The following is a 23,056-nucleotide window of genomic DNA, read 5'->3' on the forward strand; positions in this document are numbered from 1 at the left end:
TCGCTATCGCTCTGTTCATGACGGCAGCACCCTGGATAAAAACTGCCGGGTACGCGGATGCTGCGGATGGTTGAGCACCTCGTCGCTGCTGCCCTGCTCGACGATCCTGCCGTCGACCATAAACACCACCTGATCGGCCACCTCGCGGGCAAAGCCAACCTCGTGGGTGACCACCACCAGAGTGGTGCCAGAGCGCGCCAGCTTCTTGATGACATCCAGCACCTCGCCCACCAGCTCCGGATCCAGCGCCGAGGTGGGCTCATCAAACAGGATCACCCGCGGGTCCAGCGCCAGCGCCCGGGCAATAGCGATACGCTGCTGCTGGCCGCCGGAGAGATGCCGCGACCAGGCATCTGCTTTATTGCGCAGTCCAACCACGTCCAGCAGCTCCCAGGCACGGGCAATGGCCTCTTTGCGCGTGGCCTGCTTGTGGGCGATCGGCGCCTCTATCAGGTTCTCCAGCACCGTCAGGTGCGGAAACAGGTTAAAGTTCTGAAACACGTAGCCGACGTTGATCCGCTGGCGGAGGATCTCCTTCTCTTTCATCTCATACAGCTTGTCGCCTTTGCGGCGATAGCCGATATAGTCGCCATCAATCTGAATAAACCCCTCATCAACGCGCTCGAGGTGATTAATGGTGCGCAGCAGCGTGGACTTGCCCGAACCGGAAGGGCCGAGGATCACCGTCACTGTGCCCGGAGGTATCTCCAAGGACACATCGTCCAGCGCTTTGTGGCGGCCATAGTATTTGCTGACGCCGGTGATAGAGATATGGCCATTACGAGAGCTGGGCATGGACGGCCTCCTGGGGCTGTGGTTGACGTGCGGGTTGATTCAGACGGCTGCTGCGGGCGCTGTTCACCGCCGAGCGGCGCTCGCTGCGCGCCAGGCCACGTTCCACCAGGTACTGAATGGCGGAGAGAACGCTGGTGATCGCCAGATACCAGGCGGCGCCGACCATCAACAGCGGGATCACCTCCTGGGTACGGTTGTAGATCATCTGGATGGTGTAGAACAGCTCCGGCATCGCCAGGACATACACCATCGCCGTTCCTTTCGCCAGACTGATGATCTCATTGAAGCCGGATGGCAGAATGGTGCGCAGCGCCTGCGGCAAAATAATGCGCAGCGTGCGTCGCCAGGCGGGCAGCCCCAGCGCGGCAGCGGCCTCATACTGCCCATGGTCAACGCCGAGGAAGCCGCCGCGAATAATCTCCGCGGTATAGGCGCTCTGCACCAGGGTCAGGCCCACCACCGCCGTGGAGAATTGCCCCAGCACGTTTATCGTCTGGTAGCTGGCCCAGGTGACGCCGGTAAACGGGATCCCCAGCGACAGGGTGTCGTAAAGATAGGAGAAGTTGTAGAGAATGATCAGCACTACAATCAGCGGCAGCGAGCGAAACAGCCAGATATAGCTCCAGGCGAGGCTGCTGAGCAGCCAGGATGAGGACAAGCGGGCCAGCGCCAGCAGGCCGCCGAAGATCACGCTCAGCACCGTGCCGAGCAGGGTCAGAAGCAGGGTTTGTCCCAGCCCTTCGAGGATCACCGGGTCAAAGAACCAGCGGGCGAAGACGCCCCACTCCCAGCGCGGGTTGAAGGCCACCGACTGGATCACTACCGCCAGCACCAGCAGGGCCACCAGGGCTCCCACCACCCGCAGCGGATAGCGCGCCGGCACCACTTTTATCGTTTCAGATGTATGCATAATGCCTCCTCAGGCGCTGTGGCTAAAGGCGCTCACCGCCAGCGCTTTAGTGAACCGCAGCCGGCCATCGTAAGGCGGCTGACTGTACTCTTCCGGGTCTCGCGCGAGGTCAAACTGCGCCTCATACCCCTGGCTGAGATAGAGCTTTACCGCCTCCGGCTGGCGGAAGCCGGTGGTCAGGTAGATATGGCTGTACCCGGCCAGCACCGCCCGCCGCTCCAGCTCCTGAACTACTTTCGCCGCCAGCCCCTGCTGGCGCAGACGGCGGTGCGTCCAGATACGTTTGATCTCTGCGGTGTGGCGATCCTTAGGTTTATAAGCGCCGGTGGCGATAATTTCGCCCTCACGCTCAAGGACGATAAACAGCCCCTGCGGCGGCAAATACCACTCGCTCAACTCCACTTCCGCATCGCGGGAAAAATAGTCGCCGTAGCGGGCGGCGTATTCAGCAAACAGCCCGCTAATAATCGGCTGCAGCTCCGGGGCGTCCGGAGAAATATCGCGGAATGCTTCGCTCATCGCGCCTCCTGTCAGTCGCCCAGCCCGGGCGGGTTGATTTCCGATTGCGGTATGCTTTCCACCCCTTCGCCCCAGCGGTTAAGCACTTTGGCGTAGTCCCCGCTGGCGATAGCGCCGTTCAGCGCCGCCTGGACGGCATTCACCAGCCCGCTGTCTTTTTTCAGCGTCACCGCGATATGCGCCGCTTTCGGCCAGCCGCCGTCGACGCTGCCCACCAGTTTGGTTTTGCCGGTCAGCGCCGCCTTCCATGCGCCAATTACGTTAGGGCCGAAAAAGGCGTCGGCTCGTCCGGTTTGCAGAGCCAGCGTCTGGGCGGCATCATCCTTGGTGTAAACCGGGGTAAACGGCTTCAGCCCCTTCTTGACGTTCTCCGCGTTCCACGCCAGCAGGATCGCCTCCTGGTTAGTACCGGAGCCGACGATAATCTTCAGCCCGGCGATGTCCTCCGCCTTGTCAATTTTGTTCAGCGGACTGGTGCTTTTGACGTAGAAGCCCAGCGAATCTTTGCGGTAGGTGGCGAAATCGAACTTCTCTTTTCGCTCTTTGGTGACGGTAATATTGCTGATCGCGGCATCATATTTGCCGGAGGTGACTCCCAGCGGCCAGTCTTCCCAGGAGGTGGGAACTACGTTCACCTCCAGCCCGAGACTCTCCGCCACCAGCCGGGCGATATCCGCCTCGCTGCCGAGCAGGGTTTTGTTGTCATCGGCGAAGACCGTCAGCGGCGGTGAGTTCAGGGCCGCCACCGCGACGGTGAATTTCCCCGGCACCGCCAGATGCAGATCTTTCGGCAACAGGGCAATGGCCTTCGGGTTTTTCGCTGTGTGAATCGGCGTTTTGTTGGCCTCCAGGCTTACCCCGGTGCCATTGATCTTGACGTCCTGTGCCCACGACGAGGCGCTAAATGCCAACGCGACGGCCAGCAAGAGTGTTGTTTTCTGCATAGCGTGATTCTCTTTTCTTATTTTTGGAATTGATTAGCGGGTAGCGCCAGGCCCAGACTTTCCCGCAGGGTGGTGCCCGGATAGTCGCGACGGAACAAACCGCGCGCTTGTAACAGAGGCACCACCTCGTCAACAAAGCGCGGGAAGGTTTCCGGCGTGCCGCCCTGAATGATGAAACCGTCCGCCGCGCGCTGTTCGAACCACAATTGCAGGCCATCGGCGACATCGCTGGCGGTGCCGGTAAAGCGCGGACGTGGGCTCGCGGCCTCCAGGGCCACCTGGCGCAGGGTTAATCCCCGCTCGCGGGCGTGACGTTTAATCTCGTCGGTGGTGCTGCGGAAGCTGTTTTGTCCCAGGTCGCCAATATCCGGGAACGGTTCATCAAGCGGATACTGCGAAAAATCATGGTGTTCGAAATAGCGCCCAAGATAGTTCAGCGCATCCTCGATGGAAACCAGCGCCGCGGTAGTCTGGTACTGACGTTCCGCATCCTCGGCGTCATCCCCGACGATGACGCTGACGCCCTGGAAGATATGCAGTTGGTCCGGGGTGCGCTGCCATGCCGCCAGCTGGCTTTTGACATCCTGATAAAATGCCTGCGCCTCGGCCAGCGATTCCTGATGGGTAAAAATGGCATCGGCGTGGCGTGCGGCTAATTTCTTGCCGTCGTCCGACGCGCCGGCCTGGAAAATAATCGGCCGTCCCTGTGGCGTGCGGGCAATATTTAGCGGCCCGGCCACTTTAAAGAAATCGCCATGGTGATCGAGCGTATGCAGTTTATTTTTATCAAAGAACTGGCCAGTCTCCTTATTGCGCACAAAGGCGTCCTCTTCCCATGAATCCCATAAGCCTTTCACCACCTGCAGATATTCATCGGCAATGCGATAGCGCAGCGCATGATCCGGATGCTGGGCCCGGGAGAAGTTTTTCGCCGACCCTTCCAGCGGCGAAGTGACCACGTTCCAGCCCGCCCGCCCCTGGCTTAAATGGTCAAGGCTGGCGAACTGTCGGGCGGTGGTAAACGGCTCGCTGTACGAAGTGGATAAGGTCCCCACCAGCCCCAGCCGCCGGGTAACCGCGGCCAGCGCGGAAAGCACCGTTAAGGGCTCGAAGCGATTTAAAAAATGGGGAATCGATTTTTCATTAATATATAAACCGTCGGCGACAAAAATAAAATCCAGCTTACCCGCTTCCGCTTTTAACGCCGTCTCTGTAACAAAATCAAAATTAATACTGGCGTCGGCCTGGGCCGCCGGATGACGCCATGCGGACATATTTCCCGATGCACCATGTAATATGGTTCCCAGACGCAATTGTCGATTTTCAGACATAGCTACCCCTTCCCCTGCCATCCGTTAAATGTGTTGTAACGCTTCTTCCGCGAGCCGGGCGAAATAATGTGCCGCGGGCGCAATCAGCCGTTCATCCGGATTAAATGCCGGATGGTGCAGACCATATTCGCTGGCGCTGCCGATGCTGACGAACGCCCCGGGAATATGCTGAAGATAGACCGCAAAATCTTCGCCACCGAGATGCAGATCGGCGTAGTGAGTGCGATACCCGGCCTGAGCTGCCACCTCGCTGGCGAAGTCGGCCCAGCGGGCGTCGTTGACCAGCGCCGTCGGGCCGGCGTACCAGAAGACGTCAATCTGCGCGCCAAAAGCGCTGGCGAAACCGGCCGCAATCTCGCTGACCCGGGCCTTGACACGCTGTTGCACTTCACTGCTGTGGGTGCGCAGCGTCCCCTCCAGTTCGACGCTCTCCGGCAGCACGTTCCAGGTATTGCCTCCCTGGATCCGCGTCACGCTGAGCACCACCGAGTCGAGGGTGTTCACTTCCCGGCTGGCTACGCTCTGCAGCACCGTCACCAGCTGGCTGGCCAGCAGGATCGCATCCTTTCCTTCATGTGGGCGGGCGGCATGCGCCCCCTTCCCGGTCACTTTGAAAACGAAGCGATCGACGTTGGCGTAGAACGCGCCGCCGCGGGTGGCAAATTCGCCCACCGGCAGGCCGGGCTCATTGTGCATACCAAAGATCGCCGACACGTCCTCCAGCGCCCCGGCGCGGATCAGGGTTTTCGCGCCGCCAAAATTTTCCTCCGCCGGCTGAAACAGGATCCGTACCCGCCCCGGGAGTTCCGCTTCCCGCTCCTTCAGCAGCAGCGCCGCCCCCAGCATCACGCTGGTGTGAATATCATGGCCGCAGGCATGCATCACCCCTTCATTTTGCGAGCGGTAAGGCAGACCGGTCGCCTCCTCGATGGGCAACGCATCGATATCCGCCCGCAGGGCAATCACCTTGTCGCCGCTGCCGACTTCGGCGACCAGCCCGGTTTTCAGATCGAAGGGCAGCAGAGTCAGCCCGCCGCTCTGCAGCCAGTCGCGGATCCGCGCGGTGGTGGCTACTTCCTGTAGGGAGAGCTCTGGGTTCTGGTGCAGCTCGCGCCGCCAGCTAATCAGTTGTTGTTCAAAGGACATTCAGCACCTCCTTGCCGTAGTGAGCCTGCGCCAGCAGGCGCAGGGAGTGCAGGCGCGCTGGCCCGTCGCTAATGGGGGTATCAATGATGAGTTCATCCAGCTGATCTTCCGCCTGCAGCGCGTCAAGCCGGGCTTTAACCTGTTCGGGAGTACCGGAGATCAGTGAAGATTCGCGGCGGTGGATGCGTGTCGGCCGGCTGCCAGCCTGGCGGGCAAAGGCGACGGCCTGAGCCTCACTGCCGACGGTCACCCGCTGGCCGTTCTCCAGCTCGACGCCCCACACCTCGACCTGCTGCGCCAGCGCAGCGGCGGTGGCCGGATCGTCAGCCACCACCACCTGCACGGCGACGATCGCCTCACGCGGGCTGAGCTCGCGCCAGCGGTTGATCACCGTGCGGCGCAGCGCGCTGTCGCCATTGAGATGGGCCGCAAACACGAAGTTCCAGTCAAGACGGGCGGCCAGTTCCGCACTCTCCAGGCTGGCGCCGAGCAGAAATCCGTCGGCCCGGCGCGGCGGGATCGGCGTGGCGCGCAGGCTCTCCTCTCCCCCTGGCTCAGTCAGTGACAGCCAGTTATCCAGCTGCGCCAGCTGATCGGCAAAGGTCCCTTTCTCCTCCTGATGCAGGCCCTGCTGCAGGGCGCGGGTGGAGAGCGGCAGGCCGCCAGGCGCCTTGCCCACCCCGAGATCGATGCGACCCGGCGCGAGGGCGGCCAGCAGGTTAAAGTTTTCCGCGACTTTATAGGGGCTGTAGTGCTGGAGCATAACGCCGCCGGACCCAAGACGAATGCGCCGGGTGTGGCCCAGCAGCCAGGCGATAACCAGCTCCGGAGAGGGGCTCGCCAGCTGATCGGTATTGTGGTGTTCGGCGACCCAGAAGCGGTGATAGCCCCAGGCTTCGGCGTGTTGCGCCAGCGTTAATGTGCGCGCCAGCGCCTGCGCGGCGGTTTCCCCGGCGGCAAGCGGACTTTTATCCAGGATACTGATTCGATAAGACATTTCGCAGGCTCATATGAAAGTACGTGCCTGCATTATTAAAATCTCTGCTAACTATTGAGAAACAATTAATTCACATGTGTACTGCTGAAAATTAGATATGCCCGCCTGACCGCTGCGCTTCCAGCTCGCGGAGCAGCGCCTCGGCCTGCCGCGGACTGCGCAGCCGGACGAAGCGAATATGCCGATATTGCGGATCCTGCATATCGGCCAGATAGCGTCGACGATTCTGCCGCCAGGTCTTCAGCGTCCAGAGGATGATGGATTCCCGGCTGCAAAACGAACGGCGGAAACTCTCGCGGTTGCCGGTGCCCGGCCACAGCTCCTGTTGTCGCCACGCCCGGCTCGCGGCCCGCCACACCGCCTGGCGCAGCGTGCGCCAGAGGCCATAATCCAGCCAGACCACCAGATCCACCTCGCGCCATTTGACCCCGCGGCTGCGATTGTAGTTGCCGTCCAGCACCCAGCCCGGGGTGGCCGTCGCGGCGGCAATGGCGGCGAAAAACGCCTCATCAGGCGTGCCCTGCCAGTTTGGCCGCCAGTACAGGCGATCCAGTTCGATCCAGCGCAGCCCCAGCCTGTGCGCCAGGCGACGAGCCAGGGTGGATTTACCTGAGCCGCTGGTGCCGACCACGTTGATGTTCATCTCTCTTTCTCCCTGGTAGCCATTCCCGTTGTTCGCCGCCTTTGCCCGGATGGGAAAAAGCAATGTGTAACAGCCGCTGACGACAGCAAGCGCAATGAAAAAAGTGGTGAGATTCCCCGGCAACCACGGTCAGCCACGCACACGCGGTGTCGCCAGGCTTTTCCAGCCGGCAAAAGCCGACCAGACAGTCAATTTAACCCTGCATATCAAAGCCGGACTGCTGAAAATCCCGGAAGACATCGGGGTTGTTAAAAGGCGGGAACGTGGCCTTCCTGGCAGCAGCGGCTAACTCGTCACAATAGGCTTTGTTACCGTTGCTGGTCGAGACATGTAAAACCGTGCCATCCTGCGCAAAGGCTAAATGCAACCTGCATTTCTTACCCTGCCAGCGCTCGGGGGTATCCATCTGGGCTAGTATCGCGGCCCTGATGGCCCGCGCCTGGGCTCCCCACTCATCCCGATCGTCCCAGCGGCCAGAGCCACAGCTTCCCGTCGCGGTCGTTTTATGACAGCCGGAGGGCTGTAACGGTGCGCAGCCCGCGCCCAAGGCAGAGATAAGGGTTAATAAACACAATTTCTTCAACATACCGGCTTTCCTGCCCGTAACGAATTGGAAAGGTTGCCATTATGCGCTACTCGCAGGCAAGGCACCAGAGAGCGGAGCCAGGCTCTGACGGGGCGAGAAGATTACTTCAACCCGCTGGCCGGCTGGTGATCGGCTCGATGTGCGGGCTTCCTCGTTATGCTGAAGACCTCGCCACTTACGATCCTGTCAAGCATCATCTCCTGAAAGAGGGGCAGCCCTGGCGTACGCTTAAACCCCTCCCGGCTTTACTGAATGAGATACAGCAGGCGCAGTTTAGCGTCCTTGCCACCAACGTTAAGCACAATGCCTGGTGGGATCATGCCACCATCGTTTGTTCGGCAAACGGGCCGTCGGCTGATCCTCAGGAGAGTTAATTTCAGGCTGACCGCGCCATCTGTTATGCAGCGCCAGTGAAGATGGCGCTGCCGCCAACAAAGCAGTCTTTATCCAGCGTCAGGCTGGCGATTTTATGCACCGGGCCACGCATACGGACCTGAAAATCTGCGTCGAAGGTGATGTGCAGCTGACCACCAGGCATGTTGACATCCACCCGATCGTCCACCTTACCTAACCGGCGCATGGCGCTGGCCGCCGCGCAGCTGCTGCTCCCGGAGGCCATCGTAAACCCGGCGCCCCGCTCCCAGATACCAATCTTCAGGGTATGGCGATCGACAATTTCCACGAACTGCACATTGCAGCGTTTGGGGAATAAGGCATGATGTTCAATTTGCGGTCCTAAACGATGAACCTGTTCCAGGTCGAGCTTATCCACGAGGACAACGCAGTGGGGATTGCCCATGGAGACCAGCACGACGGACAGGGTTTCATCCGCCAGCGTCAACGGATAATTCACCGCCTCGGGCAAATTCACTAAGGCGGGTAACGCCGCCGGATTGAAATTCGCCCGCCCCATATCCACGCTAATCTGATGAAAATCACTCTCCACGGTGCAATAGACATCTCCGCCCGCCGTGTGCACTAAAAAAGGCTCATGGCCGACGCGACCGCTATCAAACAGATAGCGCGCATAGATCCGTAGCCCATTACCGCTTTTCTCCGCCTCGGAGCCGTCCGGATTGATAATACGCAGCGTGGGATGGGTTTGATCGCCGCTGTCGATCAGCAGACCATCGGAACCAACGCCATAGTGGCGATGGCACAGAATTCGAATATGCTCGTTGCTCAGCTGGTCGGCAACGGCGCGATGGCATACCAGGTAATCATTACCCAGTCCGTGATATTTATGAAACTGTAAGGGGGTCATTGTGTGGGGTCGCCTGGCGCTATGGGTCTGATCTTGCATCTTACAATACCTGCGCCGCCAGAATGAATTAAACACTAAGGCTTAACCGCTCTGTTCATTCTGCTCTTCGGCAGGCAGGCGTCATGCTTCTCCCGTCTGCGCATCCCCGCCGTGACTGACGCTGAAGCCATTTATGCTGGAATATCCGGATATTAACATCAAAAGCACTGATGATAATGGCCAAACGTTGGTCGTCGATGACCGGTTAAACGCTGGGCTGCGACTCGGCGAACAGCTGGCTATCGCCTGTGACCAACGAATGCGCCAGCAGGCGAACTGGCCCCACGCCGTCCCCGGACAGCCTCGCTACTACCCCAGTCGACGCCAACATACCAGCGCTTTCATTCTGTTGCGGGAAACTCTGCGACGCTGATCTCATTGATAAATCTGTCAAATGCTATCGGTAAATGTTTTAGGTGCGTAACTATTAGGTTACGTGTAGGATTCAGCGCCATGTCTGAGCTTATCTCCTACGTCAGAATGATGAGAAAGCCAGCATAATGTGCCAGCCGTCCTCCACACCGGCTGCAAACATGGGCATTGACAGGAAACTGATACATCAATGAATACGAAACACGACACTGCAGCGGAGCACCATGCTGCAAAACGCCACTGGCTCAATTCACACGAAGCGGGTTATCACAAAGCGATGGGCAACCGTCAGGTACAGATGATTGCCATCGGCGGCGCCATCGGTACCGGTTTGTTCCTCGGCGCCGGGGCACGTTTACAAATGGCAGGGCCAGCGCTCGCACTGGTCTATCTGGTCTGCGGCATCTTCTCTTTCTTTATTCTTCGCGCGCTCGGCGAACTGGTTCTCCACCGCCCCTCGAGCGGCAGCTTCGTCTCTTATGCCAGGGAATTCCTCGGCGAAAAGGCCGCCTACGTGGCCGGCTGGATGTACTTCGTTAACTGGGCAATGACCGGGATCGTCGATATCACCGCCGTGGCGCTGTATATGCACTATTGGGGCGCCTTTGGCGATGTGCCGCAGTGGGTCTTCGCCCTTGGCGCGCTGGCCATCGTTGGCACCATGAACATGATCGGCGTGAAGTGGTTCGCCGAGATGGAGTTCTGGTTCGCACTGGTCAAAGTACTGGCGATCGTCGCGTTTCTCGTGGTCGGTACCATTTTTCTCGGCTCCGGTAAGCCGCTGGACGGTAATGCCACAGGCTTCCACCTGATCACCGATAACGGCGGCTTCTTCCCGCACGGCCTCCTGCCGGCGCTGGTGCTGGTGCAGGGCGTGGTCTTCGCCTTCGCCTCCATTGAGCTGGTGGGCACCGCGGCCGGTGAGTGTAAAGATCCGGAGACGATGGTGCCGAAGGCCATCAACAGCGTGATCTGGCGTATCGGCCTGTTCTACGTCGGGTCGGTGGTGCTGCTGGTGCTGCTGCTGCCGTGGAACGCCTACCAGGCGGGACAGAGCCCGTTTGTTACCTTCTTCTCAAAACTGGGCGTGCCGTACATCGGCAGCGTGATGAACATCGTGGTATTAACCGCCGCCCTCTCCAGCCTTAACTCCGGCCTCTACAGCACCGGACGTATTCTGCGCTCCATGTCGATGGGGGGCTCCGCGCCGAAGTTCATGTCGAAGATGAGCCGTCACCACGTCCCTTACGCCGGGATCCTGGCGACGCTGGCGGTGTACGTGGTCGGGGTGTTCCTCAACTATCTGGTGCCGTCGCAGGTGTTTGAGATCGTCCTCAACGTCGCTTCGCTGGGGATCATTGCTTCCTGGGGCTTTATCGTGGTGTGTCAGATGCGTCTGCGCAAAGCGATTAAGGAAGGGAAAGCGGCTCAGGTGAGCTTCAGAATGCCGGGGGCGCCGTTCACCTCGTGGCTGACGCTGCTGTTCCTGTTTAGCGTGCTGGTGCTGATGGCCTTCGATTATCCGAACGGCACCTATACCATTGGCTCCATCCCGTTGCTGGCGGTGCTGTTGGTGGCGGGCTGGTTTGGCGTGCGTAAGCGCGTGCATGCGATTCACAGCACAGCGCCGACGCTCAAGCAGTAAATGGCAGGACTCCCGGTTTGTCCATCGCGGGCAAACCGGGAGGTCAGGACTTAGTTATCCTCAACCAACTGCGACACGTCGCTGCTGTTAATTTCTCGCTTATTACCAGACTCATCGATATAGCTGGTCATCCCCGTTTCTTTATCCAGCTGCGGCTTGCCGTGAGTCACGATCGTCTGACCGCTTTTGGTGGTCATAACGTAGTTGGACGAACAGCCTGCCAGCAAGGCCAGCATCGCGCCGGCGCAAATCACCATAAATGGCTTTTTCATTTTATCTCCACTGATTACCACTGCCCGCGCGAGGCGGGAAAGGGGTAAGTGTATAACCATCTGGTTTATCAGGCCAATACGCGTTTGTAACAGAGGGTGAGATGCCGGGCGCGACCACCGGTGGCAGTGGTCGTCGCGCCCGGGGACCTTACAGCGCGATGCGGATCACATCGTCCGGGGCGGTGGCCTCTTTCTCACGGCTGGAAGCTTGTTTCACGCTGACGTACAGCGTTTTGCCGTCATCAGAGAGCGCCAGGCTGTTGGGATGGGTCGGCGTTTTAAAGGTCTTCACCACCTTATAACTCTTGCCGTCGATAACGCTCACCTCCCCCGCTTTACGATGCGTCACATAGGCTTCGTTGCGGGTGGGGTTGAACAGCACCGCCAGCGATTCCGGCGCGGCGATTTTCTCCAGCACCTTACCGTCGCGGGTATCGACCACCAGCACTTCCGGCTGCTTGCTGTCGGTAATAAAGGCGCGGTGGCCGGCGGTATCGAGGCTCAGGTTAAGGTAGAAATGCGCCTTGCCGTCATCCAGCAATTTTTTGCGCGACACAATGGTGTTGTTCTCGCTGTCGATGGTCAGCAGTTCGCCGTCGGCGTTGGTGGTATAGAGACGCTTATCCTGCGGGTCGATCGCCAGGCCCGTCGCCATTGCCCCGGTGCCGGTAATGGTCGTTTTCAGCTTCAGGGTAGCGCCATCCACCACCCAAATCACGCTCTCTTTGCCCAGACCGGTAATGTAGACGGTGTTGGTTTGCTCATTGACCGCCAGCTCGCGCGGCTGCAGCGGGCGCACGGTTTCACTGCGCTGACGCTCGTCCAGCACCAGTCGCCCCTTCACGGCGCCGGTTTTGGCGTCAATGGCGGTGATGGTGCTGTCAACGGTATTGCCAAACCACAGCGTACCGGTGGCATGGTTGATAGCGGCGCCGAACGGCTTCAGATCGTTGTGAATAATCTGCGTCACGTCGAGGGTGGTGGGGTCAAGACGATACACAATCCCGCCCTTGTCCAGCGAACGACTCTGCGAAGTGGCAACCCATAGCGCGTTCTCCTGCTGGCTGTAGGCCATTTCGTAGGCCCCTTTTCCGACGGCCTTGCGCAGCATCTCTTCCGCGGCGTGGGCGCTAAAGCTGCCTGCCAGCAGCAGAGAAGTGAATAACAGTGAATGGCGCAGACGCGGCGCGGCAAACTGACGTAATGACATGACGACTCCCTTTGATAAACCTGTATGTGCTGACCCGACATCGCTTCCGGCGGCAAAGTCATGGCTCTACCTTATTTTGAATGAGAATAGTAATCATTATTCTTATTAAAGTGGAGCGCTAATTGTTGTTGTTCGGTAAATTCGTCAGCCTTGAGCACTATCCGTTAACCAACGGCAGTTAATAATTTTCAAATATTTTACAAACGGGGTAACATATATACATATGTTCCATTTGGTTCGTCTCCCGAGTACTATCGATGAAAATCCTATCCGTGCGACATGCGGCCTTGCCGGCCCTGCTGCTGCCGCTCATCGCCGCCGCCCAGGCCGCCGATGAACAAACCATGGTGGTGACCGCTGCGCCAACCACCGTTTCTGAACTGGATACCCCCGCCGCCGTCAGCGTGGTCAATGGGGATGAGATGCGCCAGGCCGCGCCGCGCGTCAACCTTTCTGAATCGCTAGGCGCCGTGCCGGGCCTGCAGGTGCAGAACCGGCAAAACTATGCCCAGGATCTGCAGCTGTCGATTCGCGGCTTTGGCTCCCGCTCCACCTACGGCGTGCGCGGGCTGCGCATCTATGTGGACGGCATTCCGGCGACCATGCCCGACGGCCAGGGGCAGACGTCCAATATCGATATCGGCAGCGTCGACACCATTGAGGTGCTGCGCGGCCCCTTCTCTGCCCTCTACGGTAACTCGTCCGGCGGGGTGATCAACGTCACCAGCCAGACCGGCACCCAGCCGCCCACCGTGGAAGCCAGCAGCTACTATGGCAGCTTTGGCACCTGGCACTATGGAATGAAAGCCACCGGCGCCGTTGGCGACGGCAGCCACGCGGGTGATGTGGATTACACGGTGTCGACTAACCGCTTCACCACCCACGGCTATCGCGATCACAGCGGCGCGCGCAAAAATCTGGCCAACGCCCGGCTGGGGGTGCGTATCAACGACGTCAGTAAGCTGACTCTGCTGCTGAATAGTGTCGATATCAAAGCCAATGACGCCGGCGGCTTAACCGCCGATGAATGGCGCGATAACCCGCGCCAGTCGCCGCGCGGCGACCAGTATAATACCCGCAAAAATACCCGGCAGACCCAGGCCGGTCTGCGCTATGAGCGCCAGCTGAGCGCCCAGGACGATCTCAGCGTCATGATGTACGCCGGGGAACGCGAAACCACCCAGTTCCAGTCGATCCCGCGCGCGCCGCAGCTGAAGCCGAGCCACGCCGGCGGGGTGATTGACCTCACCCGCCACTACCAGGGGATCGATACCCGGCTGACTCATCGCGGGGAGCTGCTGGTGCCGGTCACCCTGACCGTCGGTCTTGACTACGAGAACATGAGCGAGCGCCGCAAAGGCTATGAAAACTTTGTGATGGTCAACGGCGCGCCGCAGTATGGCGAACAGGGCGCGCTGCGTCGTAACGAACGCAACCTGATGTGGAACGTCGACCCTTACCTGCAGACCCAGTGGCAGCTCACCGACAAACTTTCGCTCGATGCCGGGGTGCGCTACAGCTCGGTATGGTTCGATTCGAATGACTACTACATCACGCCGGGCAATGGCGATGACAGCGGCGATGCCAGCTATCACAAATGGCTGCCCGCAGGCTCGCTGAAGTATGCCCTGACCGACGCGTGGAACGTCTACCTCTCCGCCGGCCGCGGCTTCGAGACGCCGACCATCAACGAACTGTCATACCGCTCCGATAACCAGAGCGGCCTTAATTTCGGCCTGAAGCCCTCCACCAACGACACGGTGGAGATCGGCAGCAAGACGCGGATCGGCAATGGGCTGCTCACCGCCGCCCTGTTCCAGACTGATACCGATAATGAGATCGTGGTCGACAGCAGCAGCGGCGGGCGCACCAGCTATAAAAACGCCGGCAAGACCCGTCGTCAGGGCATGGAGCTGGGACTGGATCAGCAGTTTGGCGAGAGCTGGCGCCTGAAGGCGGCCTGGACCTGGCTGGACGCGACCTATCGCACCAACGTCTGCGGCGACGCCAGCTGCAACGGTAACCGTATTCCGGGGATCGCGCGCAATATGGGCTACGCCTCCTTCGGCTATCAGCCGGAGCAGGGCTGGTACGCCGGAAGCGATATTCGCTACATGAGCGACATCATGGCGAATGACGAAAACACCGCCAAAGCCCCGTCCTGGACGGTGGTCGGCCTGACGACCGGCTATAAGTGGAGCTATGGCAGGATGGATATGGATCTGTTCGGCCGGGTCGACAACCTGTTCGACCGCGAGTACGTCGGGTCCGTCATCGTCAACGAGTCCAACGGACGCTACTACGAGCCCGCGCCCGGACGCAACTACGGTATCGGGCTAAACCTCGCCTGGCGCTTCGAATAATGCTCGCCTTCGCCCGCGGACCAGCGGGCGAAGGCGTTACCCTCAGGCGCTGGCGCCCGGGGCGCTGATTAAAGCAGGTTTCTCAGGGACAATTCGAAAATGATCTTTTCCGCCTGGCAGGAGAAGGCGATGGACAGATCGAGTTTCACCTCGTCGCCGGCGGCGGCGAGCGTGTAGTCAACCTGCGGTGGTTCACTGGCCGGCGCCGCCGCGGCGGCACGCTCGCGAACGGCGGCTACGGTTGACTCCGCTTCCTCGCGGCTCGGGAATAACTTCTCAGCCCGGTAGACGCAGTCCTCGTTATCAATGATTGTCCCGACATCAATGGCGCAGCCTTTGGTGCTGCATTTATCTACTACATCTTTCATCGTCATAACCTCTTGAGTTTTCTTAAGGATAAGAATCCGCTCGCCGAAAAGCAAACCATTAATATCCGTAAGGATTAGCGATTTTTATTCTATCGCGCCGCGCCGGACGCTAGCTTGCGCCATCGCAAGGCGAGGCATGATGATACAGGACCGCCGCGACTCACCGCGCGATTGCCCCTGCAACCGTGCTAGCCATCACACTATTCTGCACACTTTCTCGTCTGCCTCGCGCCGCAGCGTTAGTCTGGTCACAGAACAACGCCAACAAGGAGCTGCTATGGCACTGCCGATAATGATTGATTGCGATCCGGGACATGATGACGCGATCGCCCTGGTCCTCGCCCTCGCCTCGCCGGAGCTGGAGGTGAAAGCCGTCACCGCCTCCGCAGGCAACCAGACCCCGGAGAAGACTCTGCGCAACGTGCTGCGTATGCTGACCTTGCTGAACCGCGCGGATATTCCGGTCGCCGGCGGCGCGTGGAAGCCGTTAATGCGCGATCTGATCATCGCCGATAATGTGCACGGGGAAAGCGGACTGGATGGCCCGAACCTGCCGGAGCCGGCCTTTTCGCCGCAAAACTGCACCGCCGTCGAGCTGATGGCCAGGGTGCTGCGCGAAAGTCAGGAGCCGGTGACGCTGGTAGCCACCGGGCCGCAGACGAACGTGGCGTTGCTGCTCGCCAGCCATCCTGAGCTGCACGCGAAGATCGCCCGCATCGTGATCATGGGTGGCGCCATGGGGCTGGGCAACTGGCAGCCGGCGGCGGAGTTTAATATCTACGTCGATCCGCAGGCGGCGGAGATGGTCTTTCAGTCGGGGATCCCGGTGGTGATGGCGGGCCTGGATGTCACCCACCGGGCGCAGATCCTTCCTGCGGATATTGAGCGATTCCGCAAGATTGGCAATCCGGTATCCACTATCGTCGCCGAACTGCTCGACTTCTTTATGGCCTACCATAAGGATGAAAAGTGGGGCTTCGACGGCGCACCGCTGCACGACCCTTGCACCATCGCCTGGCTCCTCAAGCCGGAGCTCTTTACCACCATCGAGCGCTGGGTCGGCGTGGAAACGGAAGGAAAATATACCCAGGGGATGACGGTGGTCGATTACTACCATCTGACCGGCAATCTGCCCAATACCACCCTGCTGCTGGATGTGGACCGCGAAGCCTTTGTCGATCTGCTCGCCCAGCGGTTAGCCTTTTACGCCTGATATTCATGCAGCGCCTCTCTTCCCGGCCGGGAGAGAGGCGCATTCAGGCTAAACCCGGCGTATTAGTCGTCCGCCGACACGCGGATCACCACCTTACCAAAGTTTTCGCCTTTCAACAGGCCGATCAGCGCCTGCGGCGCCTGCTCCAGACCGTCAATCAGCTGTTCGCGATATTTAATTTTCCCCTCCTGCACCCAGCGCCCCATCTGCTGCTGGAATTCCGCGATCCGATGCCCGTAATCCTGGCCGATAATAAAGCCCTGCATCCGGATGCGTTTCTTGAGGATGGTCGCCATCAGCAACGGCAGACGATCCGGCCCATCCGGCAGACCGGTGGCGTTATAGCCGCTCACCAGCCCGCAGACCGGAACCCGGGCCGCGGTATTCAGCAGCGGCAGCACCGCGTCAAACACCTTGCCGCCGACGTTTTCGTAGTAGACGTCAATGCCCTGCGGGCAGGCCTGGGCCAGCTGTTCGGCAAAGTCCGCTGCGCGATGGTCAAGGCAGACATCAAAGCCTAAGGTGTCAACCGCATAGCAACACTTCTCCGCGCCGCCGGCGATGCCGACGGTACGGCAGCCCTTAATTTTGCCGATCTGTCCGACCGTGGCGCCCACCGGCCCGGTGGCCGCAGCGACCACCAGCGTGTCACCCGCCTTCGGCTGGCCAATGTCCAGCAACCCCATGTAGGCGGTGAAGCCCGGCATCCCCAGAACCCCCAGCGACCAGGACGGGTGCTGCGGGTTGTCCCCCAGCTTCACCAGTCCGCTGCCGTCGGAAAGCTCATAATCCTGCCAGCCGCTGTAGCCCAGCACCCAGTCGCCTGGTTGAAAATCATCATGCTGCGAGGTCACGACGCGACTCACGGTCCCGCCCACCATCACCGCGCCAATGGCCACCGGCGGTGAATAGGACGGCGCGTCGCTCATCCGCCCGCGCATATAGGGATCCAGCGATAAATAAACGGTACGCAGCAGAACCTGGCCCGGCCCTGGCGTCGGTACCTCGCTCTCTTCCAGGCGGAAATGCTCTGCCGTCGGTTCACCATGGGGACGGGAAGCCAGTACCCAGCGGCGATGGCGTTGCGGTTGTTCTGTCATAGCAAACTCCTCTTGTTAGCAGACTGTACTGAGGCTAGCTGCTTTATGCGCAATGCGCTTTAACATTAAGAGCCGGATGGCGATTGATTAAGGCGCACCACCAGATAGACGCAGGTCTCTGCGGACTCATTGATAAAGCGGCAGTCGTTCGGCGGGCCGAGCTCCAGACAGTCCCCTGTCTGCATCTCGTGGCGGGTATTCCCTTCCATGAACACCAGTTCGCCCTGCTGCAGCCAGATCAGCTGGCGGGCCAGCGCGTAGGACGAGGCCGGCATCGGCACATCGCTGCCGGGCGGCAGCTCGATCTGCACCATGTCAATGGGCAGATCGCTGCGCGGCGAGACGTGGCGACGGAGATAGTGGCTTTGCGGGTCGTGCCACACCGGCTGGCTGGCAAAACGCAGCAGCTTGCCTTCCTGCATTTCCGCCCGGGCGATCAGCGTTGACATACTGATCCCGAAGGCGCCGGAAAGGCGGCCCAGCATTGAGGCCGTCGGGCTGCTTTCACCGCGCTCGATCTTATGGATCATCGCCCGCGAAGCGCCAGCCCGTTCGGCGAGGTCGTTCAGCGACCAGCCGCGGGATTCGCGCTCGATGCGGATGCGCGCGCTAATGCGCTGATTGAGGTTGTCTTCTATAGTATTCATAACGTAACACTATAGTGTGCGCGCCCGCATTACACAATCGCCCGTTGGGCCGCGCCCCCCCTGGCCCATCAGCAATATTTCGCTGAAAATGGATGACAGCGTGACGTTCATTATTGTAATAATAACGTACTACTATAGTGTACGAGAACTGAGGTTTGCTATGTCCATCCGCCCTGCCATTAAAGACGATTGCGCGGCGATCGCCGAGATCTATAACCACGCCGTCGTGCATACCGCCGCTATCTGGAATGATAAAACCGTGGATACCGACAACCGCATCGCGTGGTTTGAAGCCCGCCAGCTGGCCGGCTTTCCGGTGCTGGTGAGCGAGGAAAACGGCGTCATCACCGGCTATTCCTCTTTTGGCGACTGGCGCGCGTTTGACGGCTTTCGCCACACCGTGGAGCATTCGGTGTACGTTCACCCCGACCATCAGGGGAAAGGCCTGGGCCGCAAACTGCTGGTTGCGCTGATCGCCGAAGCGCGGCGGCTGAATAAACATGTGATGGTCGCCGGGATCGAGTCGCAGAACCACGCCTCGCTGCACCTGCATGAAACGCTGGGCTTTATCACCACCGGGCAGATGCCGCAGGTGGGAACCAAATTTGGCCGCTGGCTGGATCTCACCTTTATGCAGCTGCAGCTGGATGCGCGCCAGGAACCGGACGGTAAGGCATGAATGCGTCGCTCACCCTCGCCTGTCTGGTGGCCGCCGGCGTAGGCCTGGTACTACAGAACACCCTGATGGTGCGCATCACCCAGTCGGCGTCGACGATCCTCATCGCCATGCTGCTCAATTCGCTGGTGGGTATCGTTATTTTCGTGACCCTGTTGCTCCTGCGCCAGGGCGCTGCTGGCTTTCAGGAGCTGGCCCTGAGCGTGAAGTGGTGGACGCTGATCCCTGGCCTGCTGGGATCCTTTTTCGTTTTTGCCAGCATCAGCGGCTATCAAAACGTCGGCGCGGCCACCACCATTGCGGTACTGGTGGCCAGCCAGCTGGTCGGCGGGTTGATCATGGATTTAATTCGCGCCCACGGCGTACCGCTGCGGGCGCTGCTCGGGCCATTATGCGGCGCAGTGATGCTGGTGGTGGGCGCCTGGCTGGTGGCCAGACGCCAGTTCTGAGCACCTCTTCAGAGGATCGCGCCGCCTTTGGTCAACTGCTCGCGGCGCGCGTCCTGCTCTTCCTGATGCTGTCGGCCATGGTGGGCGATAGCGGTGCGCAGGCGCTGCTGCAGGGTATAGCGCTCCTCACGACTGAGTTGCGCGTCATCGCTCAGGGCGATCAGCAGCTCATTCATATGAGCGATAACCCCCTCGGCAATAGTGTCATCGACTTTGACGATAACCTCATCCAGATGTGCCATCCTGTTCTCCTTTCGCTTAATTCAGCTTCGCTTTGGAAAAATCGCTGCCCATCATGCTCACGCGGTAGCCGCTGACGTTGCTGCGGGTGGCATAGAAGGTCTTGCCGGTCGCCAGGGTGATCCACGGCGCCTGCTGGTAGAAGATCTCTTGCGCCTGTTCATAGAGCGTGGCGCGCGCCTGCGGATCGCTCACCAGCAGCGCTTTCTTCACCAGCGCGTCATACGACTTATCGCACCAGCGGGCGGCGTTAGAGCCGGTCTGGATATTATCACAGCTGAGCAGCGTGCCGGCAAAGTTGTCCGGGTCGCCATTGTCCGACATCCAGCCGTACAGCGCGCTATCGTGTTCACCTTTACGCATGCCGGCGAGGTATTCGCCCCACTCATAGCTGACGATCTTCGCTTTCACCCCGACTTTCGCCCAGTCATTTTGGATCATTTCAGCAATGCGTTTTGAGTTCGGGTTGTACGGACGTTGAACCGGCATCGACCACAGGGTCACTTCCGCCCCTTGCTCCAGACCCGCCTGCTTGAGCAGCGCTTTCGCTTTCTGCGGATCGTAGTCGTAGTCCGGGAGGTCTTTTTTATACCCGAGCATGGTGGACGGGATCGGTGACTTCGCCACCGTACCGGAATCGAGGAACACCGCCTTAACGATCGCCTGCTTGTCGGTGGCATAGTTTAACGCCTGGCGCACCAGCACATTATCAAACGGTTTTTTCTCCGTGTTAAACGCCAGGTAGCCGACGTTCAGCGCCTCGACGGCGTGCAGCGCCAGATCTTTATTGCCCTTAATTACCGGGAACTGAACCGGCGAAGGCGCAGGAATAATCTGGCACTCGTTAGTCTGCAGTTTCGCCAGGCGTGTCTCGACGTTTGGCGTGATGGAAAAGATTAAGTGCTTAGTCGGCACCTCGCCTTCCCAGTAGTGGGGATTGGCGATATAGCGGATTTGCGAATCCACTTTATACTGCTGCAGGGCATAGGGTCCGGTACCGACAGGCCAGTTATCAACGTTTTCCGGCGTCCCTTTCTTCTGCATCGCCTCGCCATACTCCGCCGACAGAATAGAGGCGAAGTCCATTCCCCAGTCGGCAAGAAACGCCGCGTTCGGCTCGTTAAGTACGAACTGGACGTGATAGTCATCGACCTTTTTCACCGACTTAATCAGCTTATCGAGGCCCACGTCGTGGAAGTACTCATAGTTCCCCTGCGACACCTTGTGATAAGGATGCTGAGGATCCATCTGGCGCAGCACGGAAAACAGGACGTCGTCGGCGTTAAAATCGCGGGTCGGTTTGAAGAATTTATTGCTGTTGAACTTCACCCCCTGACGCAGCGTGAAGGTCCAGGTCTTGCCATCCTCAGAGACGTGCCACTCGGTGGCCAGCGACGGGATCGGCGTGTTCTTCACCGGGTCAAAAGTGACCAGGCGGTTATACAGCACCTGCGAGCTGGCGACGAACGACGGGCCGGAGCTGGCGATCTGCGGGTTGAAAGACTCCGGGGAGGCCTCTGAGCAATAGACCAGCGTATCATTGCCCGCTGCCCATGCGGCGCTGACCGGCAACAGCGCGCTCAGCAGCAGCGTCAGCGTAGTTTTCCCTGTAGACATGGTTATAAGTCCTGATTATTGATTATAAGAACAGTAATAACAGCACACCCCCTCGCCACCGGCAAATAATCAATGGCTATCACCTTATGCCAATCGCGCTGAATTTGCTGGTTTAATCGGCGTCGCGCTGCTTTTTGCGTCAGGCACGATTGGGATGTTGTGAGCTACGCACAATTCCGGCAAAAAAATGTGCGATAACCGCCCCGCTCACGCTCGCCATCAGCGGCGACCGGTACACTGGAGGGACCGCAGAACAAGAGGTTACCCCCATGACAATCACCTGCAATCTGTACATTGATGGCCAGTGGCATGATGCCGAAGACCGTCGGACCTTCACCCGGCGCCACCCGGCCCAAGACGATGTCGCTTCGGTTGCCGCTGCCGCCAGTCTCGCCGACGGCAAACGCTGCGTCGAGGCCGCGGCCAGCGCCTTCCCACAGTGGCGCGAAACGCTCCCGGCGGAACGGCGTCGCTTACTGCTCGACGCGGCGGAACATATGCTGTTGCGGGAGGCTAAATTTATCGCCGCCATGGCGGCGGAAACCGGCGCGACCGCGCACTGGGCCGGATTTAACGTCCATCTGGCGGCTGATATCCTGCGCGAAGCGGCGGCGCTGACCACCCAGATTGAAGGACAGATCATTCCATCCAACGTGCCGGGCAATCTGGCGATGGGCGTCCGCCAGGGGGCTGGCGTGGTGCTGGGCATGGCGCCGTGGAACGCGCCGCTGATCCTTGCCACCCGGGCGCTGGCGACGCCGCTGGCCTGCGGCAACACGGTGATCCTCAAGGGCGCTGAGCTCTCCCCGGCGACACAAGGATTGATTATCGACGCCCTCGACGCGGCGGGCTTCCCGCCGGGTGTGGTGAACTATCTTACCTGCGCGCCGCAAGACGCACCGGCGCTGGTGGAGTCGCTGATCGCCCATCCGGCGGTGCGGCGCGTCAACTTTACCGGCTCCACACCGGTGGGGCGGATTATCGCCCGCACCTGCGGGCAGTATCTGAAACCAGCGGTGCTGGAGCTCGGTGGCAAAGCGCCGCTGCTGGTCCTCGACGATGCCGATATCGAACAGGCGGCGGCGGGCGCCATTTTTGGCGCCTTCGCCAACGCCGGACAGATCTGCATGTCCACCGAGCGCATTATTGTCGACAACGCCGTGGCGGATCGCTTTATCCCTCTGCTGGCGAGGCGCGCCGCCTCTCTCCCCGCCAGCCTGACCGGCCCGGTGGTCGACATGAATACCGCCACCCGCTGCAATGCGTTAATCGACGATGCCTTAGCCAAGGGCGCCCGCCTGCTGACCGGCGGTAAAGCCAGCGATACCCACATGGCGCCGACCTTACTGGACGGCGTCACCCGCGAGATGCGGCTGTGGAACGAAGAGTCCTTCGGCCCGGTAAAAGCGATTATTCGGGTTAATAATGACGAAGAGGCGCTGGCGGTAGCCAACGACAGCGAATATGGCCTTTCCGCGGCGCTCTACAGCCGCGACAGCGCCAGAGCGTGGAACCTGGCGCAACGTCTGCAAACCGGCATTTGCCATATCAATGGTCCAACCGTTCATGATGAAGCGCAGATGCCGTTTGGCGGCTGCAAAGCCTCCGGCTATGGCCGGTTCGGCGGCCGGGCCGGAATTGCAGAATTCACTGAGCTGCGCTGGATAACGCTCCAGACCCAGCCCCGCGAACTGCCTTTCTGACGCCGTC

Annotated in this window: 21 protein-coding genes and 3 pseudogenes; 8 read left to right on the forward strand and 16 right to left on the reverse strand. The window is 60.0% G+C overall.

The window, feature by feature from the left end:
- Positions 1–15: 15 nt before the first annotated feature.
- The 8 genes and pseudogenes from GQR96_RS12975 to GQR96_RS13010 form a co-directional block, all read right to left on the reverse strand.
- Positions 16–795, reverse strand: coding sequence for an amino acid ABC transporter ATP-binding protein (locus tag GQR96_RS12975; RefSeq protein ID WP_023318389.1), 780 nt, complete (start codon positions 793–795; stop codon positions 16–18).
- The gene (locus tag GQR96_RS12980; protein WP_004202730.1) at positions 779–1,705 is read right to left on the reverse strand and encodes an amino acid ABC transporter permease; all 927 of its coding nucleotides are present in this window, start codon (positions 1,703–1,705) and stop codon (positions 779–781) included. The genes GQR96_RS12975 and GQR96_RS12980 overlap by 17 nt, the downstream gene beginning before the upstream one ends.
- A 9-nt stretch (positions 1,706–1,714) precedes the next feature.
- Positions 1,715–2,224: a GNAT family N-acetyltransferase gene (locus GQR96_RS12985; protein ID WP_004202731.1), complete on the reverse strand. Its 510-nt coding sequence runs from the start codon at positions 2,222–2,224 to the stop codon at positions 1,715–1,717.
- A gap of 11 nt (positions 2,225–2,235) precedes the next feature.
- Positions 2,236–4,499: pseudogene (locus tag GQR96_RS12990) on the reverse strand (NtaA/DmoA family FMN-dependent monooxygenase).
- Between the two features lie 24 nt (positions 4,500–4,523).
- A complete protein-coding gene (locus GQR96_RS12995) occupies positions 4,524–5,645 on the reverse strand; it encodes a M20 peptidase aminoacylase family protein (protein ID WP_043519653.1) in 1,122 nt (373 codons plus the stop codon).
- A complete protein-coding gene (locus GQR96_RS13000; RefSeq protein ID WP_012541571.1) occupies positions 5,635–6,642 on the reverse strand; it encodes an MsnO8 family LLM class oxidoreductase in 1,008 nt (335 codons plus the stop codon). The genes GQR96_RS12995 and GQR96_RS13000 overlap by 11 nt, the downstream gene beginning before the upstream one ends.
- A gap of 91 nt (positions 6,643–6,733) precedes the next feature.
- Positions 6,734–7,285, reverse strand: coding sequence for a P-loop NTPase family protein (locus tag GQR96_RS13005; RefSeq protein WP_065904348.1), 552 nt, complete (start codon positions 7,283–7,285; stop codon positions 6,734–6,736).
- Between the two features lie 193 nt (positions 7,286–7,478).
- Complete coding sequence (locus tag GQR96_RS13010; protein WP_004202738.1) at positions 7,479–7,871, reverse strand: cell envelope integrity TolA family protein; 393 nt, start codon at positions 7,869–7,871, stop codon at positions 7,479–7,481.
- A gap of 92 nt (positions 7,872–7,963) precedes the next feature.
- On the opposite strand from GQR96_RS13010, the pseudogene GQR96_RS13015 reads away from it, so the two are divergent.
- Positions 7,964–8,245, forward strand: a pseudogene (locus GQR96_RS13015) (class I SAM-dependent methyltransferase); the annotation flags it as partial.
- Between the two features lie 23 nt (positions 8,246–8,268).
- Here GQR96_RS13015 and dapF read toward each other — a convergent pair.
- Positions 8,269–9,135 (reverse strand): diaminopimelate epimerase, encoded by an 867-nt coding sequence (gene dapF / locus GQR96_RS13020; RefSeq protein WP_065904351.1) that lies wholly within the window; start codon positions 9,133–9,135, stop codon positions 8,269–8,271.
- 160 nt (positions 9,136–9,295) lie between these two features.
- Here dapF and GQR96_RS13025 point away from each other — a divergent pair.
- Positions 9,296–9,547, forward strand: a pseudogene (locus GQR96_RS13025) (hypothetical protein); the annotation flags it as partial.
- Positions 9,548–9,736: 189 nt separating this feature from the next.
- Positions 9,737–11,191: an L-asparagine permease gene (gene ansP / locus GQR96_RS13030; protein WP_032456141.1), complete on the forward strand. Its 1,455-nt coding sequence runs from the start codon at positions 9,737–9,739 to the stop codon at positions 11,189–11,191.
- A gap of 50 nt (positions 11,192–11,241) precedes the next feature.
- Here the strand turns inward: ansP and GQR96_RS13035 are convergent, their stop codons facing one another.
- A complete protein-coding gene (locus GQR96_RS13035; RefSeq protein WP_002906779.1) occupies positions 11,242–11,463 on the reverse strand; it encodes a YgdI/YgdR family lipoprotein in 222 nt (73 codons plus the stop codon).
- Between the two features lie 148 nt (positions 11,464–11,611).
- Entirely contained in the window at positions 11,612–12,673 is a 1,062-nt protein-coding gene (locus tag GQR96_RS13040; RefSeq protein ID WP_048294943.1) for a 7-bladed beta-propeller protein YncE, read from the reverse strand.
- Positions 12,674–12,930: 257 nt separating this feature from the next.
- On the opposite strand from GQR96_RS13040, the gene pqqU reads away from it, so the two are divergent.
- Entirely contained in the window at positions 12,931–15,036 is a 2,106-nt protein-coding gene (gene pqqU, locus GQR96_RS13045; protein WP_065904353.1) for a TonB-dependent receptor PqqU, read from the forward strand.
- 68 nt (positions 15,037–15,104) lie between these two features.
- Here pqqU and GQR96_RS13050 read toward each other — a convergent pair whose 3' ends face one another.
- Positions 15,105–15,404 carry a DUF406 domain-containing protein gene (locus GQR96_RS13050; protein ID WP_020481014.1) on the reverse strand — a complete coding sequence of 100 codons (300 nt, stop codon included), beginning with the start codon at positions 15,402–15,404 and terminating at the stop codon, positions 15,105–15,107.
- A gap of 277 nt (positions 15,405–15,681) precedes the next feature.
- Here GQR96_RS13050 and rihA point away from each other — a divergent pair, with 277 nt between their 5' ends.
- Complete coding sequence (rihA, locus tag GQR96_RS13055) at positions 15,682–16,617, forward strand: pyrimidine-specific ribonucleoside hydrolase RihA (protein ID WP_065904358.1); 936 nt, start codon at positions 15,682–15,684, stop codon at positions 16,615–16,617.
- A 62-nt stretch (positions 16,618–16,679) separates the two neighbouring features.
- Here rihA and GQR96_RS13060 read toward each other — a convergent pair whose 3' ends face one another.
- Positions 16,680–17,717 carry an NADP-dependent oxidoreductase gene (locus GQR96_RS13060; RefSeq protein ID WP_065904359.1) on the reverse strand — a complete coding sequence of 346 codons (1,038 nt, stop codon included), beginning with the start codon at positions 17,715–17,717 and terminating at the stop codon, positions 16,680–16,682.
- Positions 17,718–17,782: 65 nt separating this feature from the next.
- On the reverse strand, positions 17,783–18,364 hold the full coding sequence (locus GQR96_RS13065) for a helix-turn-helix domain-containing protein (RefSeq protein ID WP_004202756.1): 582 nt from the start codon (positions 18,362–18,364) through the stop codon (positions 17,783–17,785).
- A 160-nt stretch (positions 18,365–18,524) separates the two neighbouring features.
- Between GQR96_RS13065 and GQR96_RS13070 the strand changes: the two genes are divergently transcribed.
- Positions 18,525–19,043 (forward strand): GNAT family N-acetyltransferase, encoded by a 519-nt coding sequence (locus GQR96_RS13070; RefSeq protein WP_004202758.1) that lies wholly within the window; start codon positions 18,525–18,527, stop codon positions 19,041–19,043.
- The gene (locus GQR96_RS13075; protein WP_023318399.1) at positions 19,040–19,489 is read left to right on the forward strand and encodes a DMT family transporter; all 450 of its coding nucleotides are present in this window, start codon (positions 19,040–19,042) and stop codon (positions 19,487–19,489) included. The genes GQR96_RS13070 and GQR96_RS13075 overlap by 4 nt, the downstream gene beginning before the upstream one ends.
- A gap of 8 nt (positions 19,490–19,497) precedes the next feature.
- On the opposite strand, the gene GQR96_RS13080 is transcribed toward GQR96_RS13075, so the two are convergent.
- On the reverse strand, positions 19,498–19,731 hold the full coding sequence (locus GQR96_RS13080) for a YdcY family protein (RefSeq protein ID WP_049116186.1): 234 nt from the start codon (positions 19,729–19,731) through the stop codon (positions 19,498–19,500).
- 16 nt (positions 19,732–19,747) lie between these two features.
- A complete protein-coding gene (locus GQR96_RS13085; RefSeq protein WP_065904361.1) occupies positions 19,748–21,346 on the reverse strand; it encodes an ABC transporter substrate-binding protein in 1,599 nt (532 codons plus the stop codon).
- 269 nt (positions 21,347–21,615) lie between these two features.
- Between GQR96_RS13085 and GQR96_RS13095 the strand changes: the two genes are divergently transcribed.
- On the forward strand, positions 21,616–23,049 hold the full coding sequence (locus GQR96_RS13095) for an aldehyde dehydrogenase (protein ID WP_236948510.1): 1,434 nt from the start codon (positions 21,616–21,618) through the stop codon (positions 23,047–23,049).
- Positions 23,050–23,056: the final 7 nt, after the last annotated feature.

Origin of the sequence: Klebsiella sp. PCX (assembly GCF_021869705.1) — a bacterium.
GTDB classification, from domain to species: domain Bacteria; phylum Pseudomonadota; class Gammaproteobacteria; order Enterobacterales; family Enterobacteriaceae; genus Klebsiella; species Klebsiella quasipneumoniae.